The organism is Streptococcus equinus (assembly GCF_049393805.1).
Lineage (GTDB): Bacteria > Bacillota > Bacilli > Lactobacillales > Streptococcaceae > Streptococcus > Streptococcus equinus.
Map to the genome: position 1 here is coordinate 1426498 of NZ_CP185763.1, position 14138 is coordinate 1440635.

Below are 14138 nucleotides of genomic sequence, written 5' to 3' on the forward strand. Positions count from 1 at the left end.
GCGCTTTATAGCGAGAAAGAGGTGTTTTTATGATTAAATATAGTGTTCGTGGAGAAAACATCGAAGTAACAGATGCTATCCGTAGCTATGTCGAATCTAAACTCGGAAAAATTGAAAAATACTTCAACGCTGAACAAGAGTTAGACGCTCGTGTCAATCTTAAAGTTTATCGTGAAAAAACTGCTAAAGTTGAAGTGACTATTTTGGTTGACTCTATCACTCTAAGAGCAGAAGATGTATCACAAGATATGTATGGATCAATCGATTTAGTAACAGATAAGATTGAACGCCAAATTCGCAAAAACAAAACAAAAATTGCTAGAAAGCATCGTGAAAAATTACCAGCTAGTCATATTTTTACAAGCGAGTTTGAAGCTGAAGAAACAGAAGAAAGCCCAGCTGTAAACGTTGTTCGTACAAAACATGTTAGCTTGAAACCTATGGATCTTGATGAAGCGCTTCTTCAAATGGACCTTTTGGGTCATGACTTCTTCATTTACACAGATGCAGAAGATGGCGAAACCAACATTCTCTACCGCCGCGAAGATGGCGAGTTAGGGTTGATTGAGGCAAAATGAAAGTAAAAAATCCGCTATAAGTAGCGGATTTTTAATTTTTTATCAAAAGGGTATTGACAAAAGAGGATAGAAGATGATAAATTAATATAGCTGCAAAAATCTGACAGCAACACCTTGAAGTTGATGAAAAAAGTTTTAAAAAAGGTGTTGACAAAAAGAGATTGCAATGCTAAACTAATATAGCTGTTGTTTGAGAGAGAACGATGGCAATCAGATTTGAAACTTGTTTGAAAAAACTTTGAAAAAGTTGTTGACAACGAGAGTTAAATTTGATAGAATATAGAAGTTGTCTCGAGTGAGACAAAGACCTTTGAAAACTGAACAATACGAACCAAACGTGCGGGTTACGGAAGTAACCTGTCAAAAAACGATAAATCTGTCAGTGACAGAATGAGAACAAGATTAAATGAGAGTTTGATCCTGGCTCAGGACGAACGCTGGCGGCGTGCCTAATACATGCAAGTAGAACGCTGAAGACTTTAGCTTGCTAAAGTTGGAAGAGTTGCGAACGGGTGAGTAACGCGTAGGTAACCTGCCTACTAGCGGGGGATAACTATTGGAAACGATAGCTAATACCGCATAACAGCATTTAACACATGTTAGATGCTTGAAAGGAGCAATTGCTTCACTAGTAGATGGACCTGCGTTGTATTAGCTAGTTGGTGAGGTAACGGCTCACCAAGGCGACGATACATAGCCGACCTGAGAGGGTGATCGGCCACACTGGGACTGAGACACGGCCCAGACTCCTACGGGAGGCAGCAGTAGGGAATCTTCGGCAATGGGGGCAACCCTGACCGAGCAACGCCGCGTGAGTGAAGAAGGTTTTCGGATCGTAAAGCTCTGTTGTAAGAGAAGAACGTGTGTGAGAGTGGAAAGTTCACACAGTGACGGTAACTTACCAGAAAGGGACGGCTAACTACGTGCCAGCAGCCGCGGTAATACGTAGGTCCCGAGCGTTGTCCGGATTTATTGGGCGTAAAGCGAGCGCAGGCGGTTTAATAAGTCTGAAGTTAAAGGCAGTGGCTTAACCATTGTTCGCTTTGGAAACTGTTAGACTTGAGTGCAGAAGGGGAGAGTGGAATTCCATGTGTAGCGGTGAAATGCGTAGATATATGGAGGAACACCGGTGGCGAAAGCGGCTCTCTGGTCTGTAACTGACGCTGAGGCTCGAAAGCGTGGGGAGCAAACAGGATTAGATACCCTGGTAGTCCACGCCGTAAACGATGAGTGCTAGGTGTTAGGCCCTTTCCGGGGCTTAGTGCCGCAGCTAACGCATTAAGCACTCCGCCTGGGGAGTACGACCGCAAGGTTGAAACTCAAAGGAATTGACGGGGGCCCGCACAAGCGGTGGAGCATGTGGTTTAATTCGAAGCAACGCGAAGAACCTTACCAGGTCTTGACATCCCGATGCTATTCCTAGAGATAGGAAGTTTCTTCGGAACATCGGTGACAGGTGGTGCATGGTTGTCGTCAGCTCGTGTCGTGAGATGTTGGGTTAAGTCCCGCAACGAGCGCAACCCCTATTGTTAGTTGCCATCATTAAGTTGGGCACTCTAGCGAGACTGCCGGTAATAAACCGGAGGAAGGTGGGGATGACGTCAAATCATCATGCCCCTTATGACCTGGGCTACACACGTGCTACAATGGTTGGTACAACGAGTCGCGAGTCGGTGACGGCAAGCAAATCTCTTAAAGCCAATCTCAGTTCGGATTGTAGGCTGCAACTCGCCTACATGAAGTCGGAATCGCTAGTAATCGCGGATCAGCACGCCGCGGTGAATACGTTCCCGGGCCTTGTACACACCGCCCGTCACACCACGAGAGTTTGTAACACCCGAAGTCGGTGAGGTAACCTTTTGGAGCCAGCCGCCTAAGGTGGGATAGATGATTGGGGTGAAGTCGTAACAAGGTAGCCGTATCGGAAGGTGCGGCTGGATCACCTCCTTTCTAAGGATAAACGGAAGCACGTTTGGAGTATTGTTTAGTTTTGAGAGGTCTTGTGGGGCCTTAGCTCAGCTGGGAGAGCGCCTGCTTTGCACGCAGGAGGTCAGCGGTTCGATCCCGCTAGGCTCCATTGAATCGAAAGATTCAAAGATTGTCCATTGAAAATTGAATATCTATATCAAATTCCACGATTCAAGAAATTGAATTGTAGATAGTAACAAGAAATAAACCGAAACGCTGTGATTTAATGAGTTTAAGGTCAACAGACCAAAATAAGGTTAAGTTAATAAGGGCGCACGGTGGATGCCTTGGCACTAGAAGCCGATGAAGGACGTGACTAACGACGAAATGCTTTGGGGAGTTGTAAGTAAACATTGATCCAGAGATGTCCGAATGGGGGAACCCGGCATGTAATGCATGTCACTCATTACTGTTAAGGTAATGTAGAGGAAGACGCAGTGAACTGAAACATCTAAGTAGCTGCAGGAAGAGAAAGCAAACGCGATTGCCTTAGTAGCGGCGAGCGAAAAGGTAAGAGGGCAAACCGATGTGTTTACACATCGGGGTTGTAGGACTGCGTTGTGGGACGACAAGATTATAGAAGAATTACCTGGGAAGGTAAGCCAAAGAGAGTAACAGCCTCGTATTCGAAATAGTCTTTAACCCTAGCAGTATCCTGAGTACGGCGAGACACGAGAAATCTCGTCGGAATCTGGGAGGACCATCTCCTAACCCTAAATACTCTCTAGTGACCGATAGTGAACCAGTACCGTGAGGGAAAGGTGAAAAGCACCCCGGGAGGGGAGTGAAATAGAACCTGAAACCGTGTGCCTACAACAAGTTCGAGCCCGTTAATGGGTGAGAGCGTGCCTTTTGTAGAATGAACCGGCGAGTTACGATATGATGCGAGGTTAAGTTGAAGAGACGGAGCCGTAGGGAAACCGAGTCTTAATAGGGCGACTTAGTATCATGTCGTAGACCCGAAACCATGTGACCTACCCATGAGCAGGGTGAAGGTGAGGTAAAACTCACTGGAGGCCCGAACCAGGGCACGTTGAAAAGTGCTTGGATGACTTGTGGGTAGCGGAGAAATTCCAAACGAACTTGGAGATAGCTGGTTCTCTCCGAAATAGCTTTAGGGCTAGCGTCGATGTTAAGTCTCTTGGAGGTAGAGCACTGTTTGATTGAGGGGTCCATCCCGGATTACCAATATCAGATAAACTCCGAATGCCAACGAGATATAATCGGCAGTCAGACTGCGAGTGCTAAGATCCGTAGTCGAAAGGGAAACAGCCCAGACCACCAGCTAAGGTCCCAAAATATATGTTAAGTGGAAAAGGATGTGGGGTTGCACAGACAACTAGGATGTTAGCTTAGAAGCAGCTATTCATTCAAAGAGTGCGTAATAGCTCACTAGTCGAGTGACCCTGCGCCGAAAATGTACCGGGGCTAAAACATATTACCGAAGCTGTGGATACCTTTTAGGTATGGTAGGAGAGCGTTCTATGTGTGATGAAGGTGTACCGTGAGGAGCGCTGGAACGCATAGAAGTGAGAATGCCGGTATGAGTAGCGAAAGACAGGTGAGAATCCTGTCCACCGTATGACTAAGGTTTCCAGGGGAAGGCTCGTCCTCCCTGGGTTAGTCGGGACCTAAGGAGAGACCGAAAGGTGTATCCGATGGACAACAGGTTGATATTCCTGTACTAGAGTATATAGTGATGGAGGGACGCAGTAGGCTAACTAAAGCGTGCGATTGGAAGTGCACGTCTAAGCAGTGAGGTGTGATATGAGTCAAATGCTTATATCTATAACATTGAGCTGTGATGGGGAGCGAAGTTAAGTAGCGAAGTTAGTGATGTCACACTGCCAAGAAAAGCTTCTAGCGTTAATTATACTCTACCCGTACCGCAAACCGACACAGGTAGTCGAGGCGAGTAGCCTCAGGTGAGCGAGAGAACTCTCGTTAAGGAACTCGGCAAAATGGCCCCGTAACTTCGGGAGAAGGGGCGCTGGCTTTAAGTCAGCCGCAGTGAATAGGCCCAAGCAACTGTTTATCAAAAACACAGCTCTCTGCTAAATCGTAAGATGATGTATAGGGGGTGACGCCTGCCCGGTGCTGGAAGGTTAAGAGGAGCGCTTAGCATTAGCGAAGGTGTGAATTGAAGCCCCAGTAAACGGCGGCCGTAACTATAACGGTCCTAAGGTAGCGAAATTCCTTGTCGGGTAAGTTCCGACCCGCACGAAAGGCGTAATGATTTGGGCACTGTCTCAACGAGAGACTCGGTGAAATTTTAGTACCTGTGAAGATGCAGGTTACCCGCGACAGGACGGAAAGACCCCATGGAGCTTTACTGCAGTTTGATATTGAGTATCTGTACCACATGTACAGGATAGGTAGGAGCCTATGAAATCGGGACGCTAGTTTCGGTGGAGGCGTTGTTGGGATACTACCCTTGTGTTATGGCTACTCTAACCCAGATAGGTTATCCCTATCGGAGACAGTGTCTGACGGGCAGTTTGACTGGGGCGGTCGCCTCCTAAAAGGTAACGGAGGCGCCCAAAGGTTCCCTCAGAATGGTTGGAAATCATTCGCAGAGTGTAAAGGTATAAGGGAGCTTGACTGCGAGAGCTACAACTCGAGCAGGGACGAAAGTCGGGCTTAGTGATCCGGTGGTTCCGCATGGAAGGGCCATCGCTCAACGGATAAAAGCTACCCTGGGGATAACAGGCTTATCTCCCCCAAGAGTTCACATCGACGGGGAGGTTTGGCACCTCGATGTCGGCTCGTCGCATCCTGGGGCTGTAGTCGGTCCCAAGGGTTGGGCTGTTCGCCCATTAAAGCGGCACGCGAGCTGGGTTCAGAACGTCGTGAGACAGTTCGGTCCCTATCCGTCGCGGGCGTAGGAAATTTGAGAGGATCTGCTCCTAGTACGAGAGGACCAGAGTGGACTTACCGCTGGTGTACCAGTTGTCTTGCCAAAGGCATCGCTGGGTAGCTATGTAGGGAAGGGATAAACGCTGAAAGCATCTAAGTGTGAAGCCCACCTCAAGATGAGATTTCCCATGATTTTATATCAGTAAGAGCCCTGAGAGATGATCAGGTAGATAGGTTAGAAGTGTAAGTGTGGTGACACATGTAGCGGACTAATACTAATAGCTCGAGGACTTATCCAAAAAAGAAACGAGTCAATATTGACAGCGAGTCGGTTTCTTGTTAGAATATATAGGTATTCAATTTTGATTGGATAATCAATCATAGTTAAGTGACGATAGCCTAGGAGATACACCTGTTCCCATGCCGAACACAGAAGTTAAGCCCTAGCACGCCTGATGTAGTTGGGGGTTGCCCCCTGTTAGATATGGTAGTCGCTTAGCAAAAGGGAGTTTAGCTCAGCTGGGAGAGCATCTGCCTTACAAGCAGAGGGTCAGCGGTTCGATCCCGTTAACTCCCATTTACAATGGTATATAAACCAAAAGGTCCCGTGGTGTAGCGGTTATCACGTCGCCCTGTCACGGCGAAGATCGCGGGTTCGATTCCCGTCGGGACCGTTTGACTCGTTAGCTCAGTTGGTAGAGCATCTGACTTTTAATCAGAGGGTCACTGGTTCGAGCCCAGTACGGGTCATATTAATATGCGGGTTTGGCGGAATTGGCAGACGCACCAGATTTAGGATCTGGCGCTTAACGGCGTGGGGGTTCAAGTCCCTTAACCCGCATTAAATAAGAAGTTGCCGGCTTAGCTCAGTTGGTAGAGCATCTGATTTGTAATCAGAGGGTCGCGTGTTCAAGTCATGTAGCCGGCATTACCTTTTGTTAATATTATTTTAGCTTAGGGCGCATAGCTCAGCTGGTTAGAGCGCACGCCTGATAAGCGTGAGGTCGGTGGTTCGAGTCCACTTGTGCCCATTATAAATATGGTCCGTTGGTCAAGGGGTTAAGACACCGCCTTTTCACGGCGGTAACACGGGTTCGAATCCCGTACGGACTATTTTTTATCACAAAAAAAGAAGGCATTAGCCTTCTTTTTTTTAATCTAGTTCATGTGGTAGTAATAGTGTTTCTGTCCCTGCTTGATCTATAATATAGACTATATTTGGAAAGAATGGATCAAATGGGTAGTCATAATCAAATTCAATGCTTGTTTGGTGATTTTGACTGCTGTATAGGATTGTTAGTTTTTCATTTTTTTCGATTAGATGAAAAGTTAGAATTGAGTCAAGTTTAAATACTCCTTTGAGGTAATTATCTAGTATATCCCAAAATGTGTCGATGATTTCATTTGGAAGGTTTGTAGCAGCTCCAAAGCTTGCGTATCTTTCTTTGCTAAATTCAAATGCCATATTATTTCTCCTTTCTGTAGCGTAAAAGCACCCCAGTTGGAGTGCTTGCAACTTTAACGATTCTTAAGTTCAAGATAACGTTTGTACCAAATATTAATATACGCTTCTGAGAATGGCCCTTTACCGTTGTTAATCCAGTCAACAAGTATTTTTACATTCTCTTTTAGAATAAAATCAATGTCTGGGGAGTAGCCCATTTCTTCTTTGTGTACTTCGTACTCATCAACGTCAAGTAGTCTTTTTTCTCCGTCTGCAAAGACTTTGACATCTAAATCGTAGTCGATGTACTTTAGAGCTTCCTCGTCCATGACGTATGGACTAGCAAGATTGCAGTAGTATGAAACACCGTTATCTCTTATCATCGCAATGATATTGAACCAGTATTTTTTATGGAAATAAACAATGGCTGGCTCACGCGTAACCCAACGTCGTCCGTCACTTTCCGTTACTAATGTATGGTCATTAACTCCTATGACAGCATTGTCTGTTGTTTTTAGTACCATAGTATCGCGCCATGTTCGGTGCAAACTACCATCATGCTTATAACTTTGAATTGTAATAAAGTCGCCTTCCTTAGGTAATTTCATGCCTTACCAACTTTCTACAATTAAACTTATCTGTTATAGTTTATCATAATTTTCTGAAAAAAACACTTAGAAAAGTAAAATATTTCACAAATAATCTCGTAAAGCGCTATTAATATCGTCGTAAGAAAAACCTTTTCGTGCTAAGTTCTGAGTTAGTCGTTGCTTTAATTCGTATCCTTCGTATTTTTTACTAAATTTGCGATATTGCTTTTCGAGTTCTTTATTTAAAAGATAAAATTCTTGTTCTTCGTCTTTTTCAATTTCAAGAGTGTCAAAAGCATCTTTGGCTTCAGAATAAGAGAAACCTTTTGTCATCATTGTTTGTATAATTTTGTCTTTGAGTGTTTTTGTTGATAATTTGTTTTGATATTTTCGTAAAAGTTTTTCTGAAACTTTTTCTGCAAGGCTTGAGAAGTCTAGATCTGCTAATTTTTGGTCAATAAGGCTTGCTTTAATACCTTTTTGAAGTAATTTTTGCTTTAGAACATAGCCACCTTTATCACCTGATGTCAGGTTTTGTGACAAATATGTTTCAACATATTGAGCATCGTTAATCCAATTTTCTTTTTTGAGGTTTTCGATGATTTCTGGAATGTATTTGTCTTCTATTTCATGTTTTTCAAGATATTTTTTGACTTCGTCAGATGTGCGTTGTTTAAAAGAGATTTGATAAAGTGCAAGATTTTTTCCGTATGAAAACTGAGCGTACTTTTGGATTTTTTTTAAGGCTTTGTCATCAATTTCCATGTTTTTACTTAACATAAAGTGTACAATTGTGTCTTCTGTTACGTAAAGTTTATCGTCTTCATCGATTTCTAGAAGGTAGAGTCGTTTTTTCTTTTCTATTTTAGTAATTTTCATATATTCATTATAACAAAAATGATAAAATAGAAGTGATTAAAGTATAGGGAGGTGAAATGGTGAAAGATGGTAAAATCATTGATTTGGCTGAGTATCGTATGTTAAAAGAATTTAATGAATTAGAATTCATAGATGACATTGATGATGATGATTTTTTTGATGATGAGGAGTTTGCTTCGGTCAATTGGAATTTGTTTGAAGATTTATCAGAGCTAAAAAAGCGTGTTGACTATTTCCAAAGCCTTTATGAAAAGAGTGAGATTTCTGATAAGGATTATTATTTTTCAAAAGTGAATCTTGGTATGCTTTATAAGCAAAATGGGCTTTATCAAAAGGCAATCGAGGAGTTTAGAGCAGTATATCAAATGGATTCTGAAGATAAATTTTCTTGTCGTTATGAAATATTGTCACTTCAGATTTTGATGTCTCAGTATGATAGTGCGCTATCCTTTTTTAAGGAAATTTCTACTGGAGAGCACGATATTTTGCTTGAAGTGCCTTTACTTGTCGGAGCTATTTTAAATGGTGATGATGAGATGGCGCATTATTTGTTAGAAATTTTGAATGCTGATATCAAGGATTTTACTGCTTTTTGCCAGTCACCTGAGTTTATGATGGATAAAATTTCTGCTGTTGGTGCATCTGGCATTCATCGTCGAGAAAGTATTGAAACTGTGTATGCTGGATTTTATCATGTTTTACCTTTATTGATGACAGCGGGAAATTAGGTTCAAGCATATCTAAATGATTATTTTTCTGAGCAGGATGAGGAAAGTGAAATTGAATCTTTGCCTTTTTTGACAGAATATCAAATAGAAGTTTTAATGGCGCATGATATTTATGATTTACAGGATTTTCAACTTTGGACAGAAGATGAGATTTTAGCTTTTCCTCAGTTTGGTAAAGATACTTTAGAAAAATTAAAAGAAGTAGGAGTTATATTTAGTCACTAATGAATTTGAAAGTAAAGCAAAGAATTCCTTTGAAAATTAAGCGTATGGGAATCAACGGTGAAGGCATTGGTTTTTATAAGAAAACCTTAGTTTTTGTTCCTGGTGCTTTGAAAGGTGAAGATATTTTTTGTCAGATTACTGCGGTTAAGCGAAATTTTGCGCAGGCAAGACTTTTGACAATTAATAAAAAATCAAAATTTCGTGTGGAGCCTAAGTGCCCTATTTATAAAAAATGTGGTGGTTGTCAGATCATGCACCTGCGTTATGACAAGCAGTTAGAGTTTAAGGATGATTTGATTGCACAATCATTGAAGAAATTTAAACCTGCTGGTTATGAGAATTATGAGATTCGTCACACGCTTGGTATGGATGTTCCTTATCATTATCGTGCAAAATTGCAATTCCAGACACGTTCATTTAAGGGAAATGTCAAGGCTGGGCTTTTTGAGGAAGGTAGTCACCGCCTTGTTGACATCAAAGAATGCTTTGTTCAGGATGAATTGACTCAAAAAATTATTAATCGTGTTGCAGAGCTTTTGGAAAAACATCATGTGCCAATCTATGATGAACGCAAGATTGCTGGTATTCGTACGGTTATGATTCGTAAAGCCAAGGCAACTGGAGAAGTTCAGATTATCTTTATTACAAGTCGTGACGTCTTTTTAGCACCAGTAATCAAGGCTTTAACAGCTGAATTTAAAGAAATTAAGGGAATTGCTCTAAACTTCAATCGCTCAAAATCAAGTGATATTTATGGTGAGAAAACAGAGGTTATCTGGGGAAATGCGGATATTTCGGAAGAGGTTTTGGATTATCGATTTTCTCTTTCTCCACGTGCATTTTATCAACTAAATCCTGAGCAAACGCAAGTTCTATATAGTCAAGCTGTTGCAGCACTTGATGTGACTGAAAATGACAATATCATTGATGCTTATTGTGGTGTTGGAACTATTGGTTTTGCATTTGCTAGTAAGGTCAAAAGTGTTCGTGGGATGGATATTATTCCTGAAGCTATTGAAGATGCTAAGAAAAATGCGCAATGTATGGGATTTGATAACACTTACTATGAAGCTGGTCGTGCTGAGGATATTATTCCTAAATGGTATAAAGAGGGGTATCGTGCAGATGCCTTAGTTGTTGACCCACCGCGCACAGGACTTGATGATAAGCTTTTGGACACTATTTTGAAATATCAACCAGCTAAAATGGTTTACGTGTCATGTAATACAGCAACCTTGGCTCGTGATTTAGTTAAATTGAGTAAAGTTTATGATGTAAATTACATTCAGTCAGTGGATATGTTTCCGCATACAGCGAGAACAGAAGCGGTGGTTAAATTGGTCCGCAAATAATTTCTGTTGCTTTCTGATTTTTAGGCAACAGCCTGAAATCATCCGCAGGATAATTTTACTCCCGCATACAGCGAGAACAAAAGCAGTCGTGAAAATGGTCAAAAAATAAAATTAAGCGTAGGAACTGTTGTTCTTACGCTTTTTATGACAAATAATGTGACATAGCTTTTGACAGCTGAGCTTTTTATCGCTATACTAAGGTATTATTTCATTTTGAAGGAGTGTCGAGAAATGGCGGTTACTGTCCGTTTTGCAGTGTTGGAAGATGCTGAAAAATTGCTTGAGATTTATACTTATTATGTTGAAGATACAGCTGTTACTTTTGAATATGATGTGCCATCTTTAGAGGAATTTACTGAGCGTATGCGCTCTATTATGGCTTTTTATCCGTATTTGGTGGCAGAAGAAAATGACAAGATTCTCGGCTATGCTTATGCTTCAAAATTCCATCCTAGGGCAGCTTATGCTTGGTCTGCTGAATCAACAGTTTATCTAGATAAAAATGCGCGTGGTAAGGGTGTTGGCCGACAATTGTACACGTGCTTAGAAGAGTATTTAAAGCAAATGGGAATTCTAAATCTCAATGCTTGTATCGCGTCAACTGATGCGGAAGATGCTTATTTGACTAATGGAAGTGAGAAATTTCATCGTGCACTCGGTTATCGATTGGTTGGAAAATTCCATCATTCTGGCTATAAATTTAATCGCTGGTATGACATGATTTGGATGGAGAAGATGCTTGGTGAGCATAGTGAAAATGTTCAATCAGTGAAATCAATTCATGAGGTAAAGTAAAAAGCTTGACTTTAAATCAAGCTTTTTATTATGTTTTTAAAGAATTTTAAAGTTAGGCAAGTGTTTCTTGTCCCACTGTTTCTCCACTTTGGCTTTTCTTCCAAATTATAATCCCAACGAAACCTTGTGCTACCATGCCTAGGTAACTAAAAGCAACGATTGGGTTACCGATAGATAGGTAAAGGACAAAGCTAAGCAAATCAACAACTAACCAAATGTAGTAGCCATCGAGGTGTCCTTTTACCTGACGTTGTTGGGCAGTAAAGGAAAGTCCATTTGTGATAGCATCTAGGATGATTTTTTGTCCACCCATCCAATAAGAAATAAATCCTAAGCCAAATGTCCAGAAGAAGACAGCGATAAGCACGTCTTTTAGACTGAATTTTTTATCAACGACTAATTCACCATCGTCATTGCGGCGTTTTTTCCAGTTATAATGTCCGATAAATTCGGTTGCAAGGTAGTAGCAACTTTTGAACATTTCACCGTAAACCCCTTGAATACCAGCGACTAAGATACCAGCAACATTTTGAACACCATTTGCTTTAAAGGTGTGCTGCCATTGAATCGCTAGTGTCCATGTCCCAATAAAACCAAAGATAGACATGATAATTGAGAGGACATGTAAGATGTTAAGGTCCCCTGAAAAGAGTGTCGGAATCATCCCGTATAGGGTAAATCCGAGAGAGACTAAGAAGGCAAAGACTACGAAAATCTTTTCTTTTAAGTCAAAACGATTCCAAGCGTTGTTAAATGATTCTTTGAGTGAAAGTTGTTTTTTCAAAAAATGTTAATCTCCAATTCCAATTGATTTCATTTCTTGACGGATCATTTGGTACACTTTATCCCAGTCCTCAGCTTTTGTAACGTCAAAGCTGTCTGTGTTAATTTTCATTTTAGGACTGTATTGGTAATCTTCATACCATTTTGTGTAGTGTTTGTGAAGGAGTTTGTAATAATCTGTGAGTCCATTTTCGTTATTTGGTTGCTCAAAATCACGTCCACGTTTTTTGATGTTATTCATGATGTGGTCGAAACTACCTTCAAGGTAGATTAGCAAATCAGGAGCTTTTTTAGGAAGTCCGTCAATTTCCTCCATCATGTTGTCTAGCAATTCCAAATAGATATTGTATTCTTGATCGCTGATGCTTCCTTGAAGAGTGTTGATATAAGTAAATAGAGCATCTTCATAGATTGAGCGGTCTAAGACATTGTTGTCAGCTTCATAAGCTTCTTTAATTGATTTGAAGCGTTTGTTTAAGAAGTAAATTTGCAATGCAAACCCGTATTTTTCAGGGTCTTCATAATATTTATCTAAGATTGGGTTATTGTCAACAGGTTCAAAGAAAGCTGTTGTGCCAAGTTCTTTGGCTAAAAGAGAAGTGTAGGTAGTTTTTCCGACTCCTATCATTCCTGCTAGAATAATCACGATGGTAATGCACCTCCAATATGCTAATTAAAAAATTTGTGAAATGTGTAAATGTATAGTTGTGATAGCAGAGCTATCTGTCTAGAAATAGGCAAGTAAACAGATGTTTTATTTGAAAATAGTAGTGTCGTTTCTATCTTTTCAAAATAATATCTATATGTGACAAAGCTGAGGCCTCGACTTGTCATATTAAAAAATAGTTAGGCACAATATCTTGTGCCCGGATAAAATAGTAGCACTATATTTTGTGTTTGACAAGAGATAAAAATTAACTTTTTTTGTCGAAAAAGTCAAAGATACCTTAATATCAGGGCTTGAGCAATGATAAAAAATTTTCAAAAAAACTCAGCCGCAATAGCTGAGTGAAAAAATTATCATTCAAATAATTCGGTAGCAAAATTTAAGGCAATATTTGCAATGCGGTCTTTGGTTTCAAGGTCAGCATCATTTGCTAGTGTGCGAGGGTCCCAACTTTCGGTATCTAGATTGTCTGCTGAGTAGAAAAATTGAAAATGATTAATGTTTCGGAAATCTGCTAGCGCAGCAATAGCGGAGCATTCCATATCGACAGCGATTGCACCTTGAGCTTTTCGCTTAGCCATTTTTTGCTGCGTTTCACGATAAATGCCGTCTGTTGTCCAGACTTTTCCTTCGGTGTATGAGATATTTTTCTGTTCGAGAAATTCTTTAAAAAGGTTACGATGTCTGACATTTAGTGATATTTCCTGACCAGCAGGAGCGTAGTGGTAGCTAGTTCCTTCGTCACGAATAGCAGCGCTTGGAATGATGATTGAAGTTTCTTTGATATTGCTATCAAGGACGCCACAAGTTCCAAAAATAAGCAGATTTTCAGCGCCCATGGCAATGATGTCTTCTAAGATAGCAACACAGCCACTAGCACCTACATAAGAGTTGAAAAATCCAATTTTTTGTCCCTTAAACTCTAATTCATAAATCGGAATCTCGAGATTTGCCACGCTAGTTTTGGCAATTTGACGATGAGGGACGTCAGCTAAAATTCTTGCAAAAGTAGCTCTTGCAAAACAAGTGACGACTGTTTTTGGAAAATCAGGTAGATTTGCGACAACATCTTTTGGGTTGATGATGGCAGTTTTAGTTGGGTCAAACTGAGATAAAATCATGTCAGCACCTCTTTCTTAAATGGTAATGTCGAAATATTTTTAATATTCTACATTATATAGTAGAAAAAGACAAGGTAATTTATCATATTTTCAGAAAAAAATTATTGCAAACGTCAATTATTCTCGGAAATCATGTTACAAATCCTTTACAA

Annotated in this window: 11 protein-coding genes, 8 tRNA genes and 3 rRNA genes; 16 read left to right on the plus strand and 6 right to left on the minus strand. The window is 40.9% G+C overall.

Features of this window, described 5'->3' with window-relative positions; genetic code table 11:
• The first annotated feature begins 29 nt into the window (after positions 1-29).
• The 12 genes from hpf (at position 30) to ACN0NP_RS07140 (ending at position 6515) form a co-directional block, all read left to right on the plus strand.
• Positions 30-578, plus strand: coding sequence for a ribosome hibernation-promoting factor, HPF/YfiA family (gene hpf, locus ACN0NP_RS07085; RefSeq protein ID WP_024344660.1), 549 nt, complete (start codon positions 30-32; stop codon positions 576-578).
• Positions 579-980: 402 nt separating this feature from the next.
• Positions 981-2528 (plus strand): 16S ribosomal RNA (locus ACN0NP_RS07090).
• A gap of 54 nt (positions 2529-2582) precedes the next feature.
• Positions 2583-2655: transfer RNA gene (locus tag ACN0NP_RS07095), tRNA-Ala, on the plus strand.
• A 146-nt stretch (positions 2656-2801) separates the two neighbouring features.
• Positions 2802-5701: ribosomal RNA gene (locus tag ACN0NP_RS07100) — 23S ribosomal RNA — on the plus strand.
• Positions 5702-5786: 85 nt separating this feature from the next.
• A 5S ribosomal RNA gene (gene rrf, locus ACN0NP_RS07105) occupies positions 5787-5902 on the plus strand.
• Together the 16S, 23S and 5S rRNA genes with 8 tRNA genes alongside form the textbook arrangement of a ribosomal RNA operon.
• A 4-nt stretch (positions 5903-5906) precedes the next feature.
• A tRNA-Val gene (locus tag ACN0NP_RS07110) sits at positions 5907-5979 on the plus strand.
• 24 nt (positions 5980-6003) lie between these two features.
• Positions 6004-6076, plus strand: a tRNA-Asp gene (locus tag ACN0NP_RS07115).
• A 3-nt stretch (positions 6077-6079) separates the two neighbouring features.
• Positions 6080-6152: transfer RNA gene (locus tag ACN0NP_RS07120), tRNA-Lys, on the plus strand.
• 9 nt (positions 6153-6161) lie between these two features.
• Positions 6162-6243 (plus strand) — tRNA-Leu (locus ACN0NP_RS07125).
• A gap of 14 nt (positions 6244-6257) precedes the next feature.
• A tRNA-Thr gene (locus tag ACN0NP_RS07130) sits at positions 6258-6330 on the plus strand.
• A 29-nt stretch (positions 6331-6359) separates the two neighbouring features.
• A tRNA-Ile gene (locus ACN0NP_RS07135) sits at positions 6360-6433 on the plus strand.
• A 10-nt stretch (positions 6434-6443) separates the two neighbouring features.
• Positions 6444-6515, plus strand: a tRNA-Glu gene (locus ACN0NP_RS07140).
• A 40-nt stretch (positions 6516-6555) separates the two neighbouring features.
• On the opposite strand, the gene ACN0NP_RS07145 is transcribed toward ACN0NP_RS07140, so the two are convergent.
• The 3 genes from ACN0NP_RS07145 to recX all read right to left on the minus strand — a co-directional run bounded on the left by ACN0NP_RS07145 (position 6556) and on the right by recX (position 8315).
• Positions 6556-6867, minus strand: coding sequence for a DUF960 domain-containing protein (locus ACN0NP_RS07145; protein WP_033152126.1), 312 nt, complete (start codon positions 6865-6867; stop codon positions 6556-6558).
• 53 nt (positions 6868-6920) lie between these two features.
• Complete coding sequence (gene ntdP, locus ACN0NP_RS07150) at positions 6921-7454, minus strand: nucleoside tri-diphosphate phosphatase (RefSeq protein ID WP_021141809.1); 534 nt, start codon at positions 7452-7454, stop codon at positions 6921-6923.
• A gap of 84 nt (positions 7455-7538) precedes the next feature.
• Entirely contained in the window at positions 7539-8315 is a 777-nt protein-coding gene (gene recX / locus ACN0NP_RS07155) for a recombination regulator RecX (RefSeq protein WP_423217030.1), read from the minus strand.
• Positions 8316-8371: 56 nt separating this feature from the next.
• Here recX and ACN0NP_RS07160 point away from each other — a divergent pair, with 56 nt between their 5' ends.
• The 4 genes from ACN0NP_RS07160 (at position 8372) to ACN0NP_RS07175 (ending at position 11415) form a co-directional block, all read left to right on the plus strand.
• Positions 8372-9043, plus strand: a complete 672-nt coding sequence (locus tag ACN0NP_RS07160) for a tetratricopeptide repeat protein (protein ID WP_423217031.1) — start codon at positions 8372-8374, stop codon at positions 9041-9043.
• A 69-nt stretch (positions 9044-9112) separates the two neighbouring features.
• Entirely contained in the window at positions 9113-9268 is a 156-nt protein-coding gene (locus ACN0NP_RS07165) for a hypothetical protein (RefSeq protein WP_423217032.1), read from the plus strand.
• Entirely contained in the window at positions 9268-10620 is a 1353-nt protein-coding gene (gene rlmD, locus ACN0NP_RS07170) for a 23S rRNA (uracil(1939)-C(5))-methyltransferase RlmD (RefSeq protein ID WP_423217033.1), read from the plus strand. Before ACN0NP_RS07165 ends, rlmD begins: the two co-directional genes overlap by 1 nt.
• Before the next feature lie 231 nt (positions 10621-10851).
• Entirely contained in the window at positions 10852-11415 is a 564-nt protein-coding gene (locus ACN0NP_RS07175; RefSeq protein ID WP_423217034.1) for a GNAT family N-acetyltransferase, read from the plus strand.
• 52 nt (positions 11416-11467) lie between these two features.
• Here ACN0NP_RS07175 and pnuC read toward each other — a convergent pair whose 3' ends face one another.
• The 3 genes from pnuC to ACN0NP_RS07190 form a co-directional block, all read right to left on the minus strand.
• A complete protein-coding gene (pnuC, locus tag ACN0NP_RS07180) occupies positions 11468-12199 on the minus strand; it encodes a nicotinamide riboside transporter PnuC (protein WP_423217035.1) in 732 nt (243 codons plus the stop codon).
• Positions 12200-12205: 6 nt separating this feature from the next.
• Positions 12206-12844: a deoxynucleoside kinase gene (locus tag ACN0NP_RS07185; RefSeq protein ID WP_423217036.1), complete on the minus strand. Its 639-nt coding sequence runs from the start codon at positions 12842-12844 to the stop codon at positions 12206-12208.
• A 374-nt stretch (positions 12845-13218) separates the two neighbouring features.
• Entirely contained in the window at positions 13219-13986 is a 768-nt protein-coding gene (locus ACN0NP_RS07190; RefSeq protein ID WP_024344196.1) for a nucleoside phosphorylase, read from the minus strand.
• Between the last annotated feature and the right edge of the window lie 152 nt (positions 13987-14138).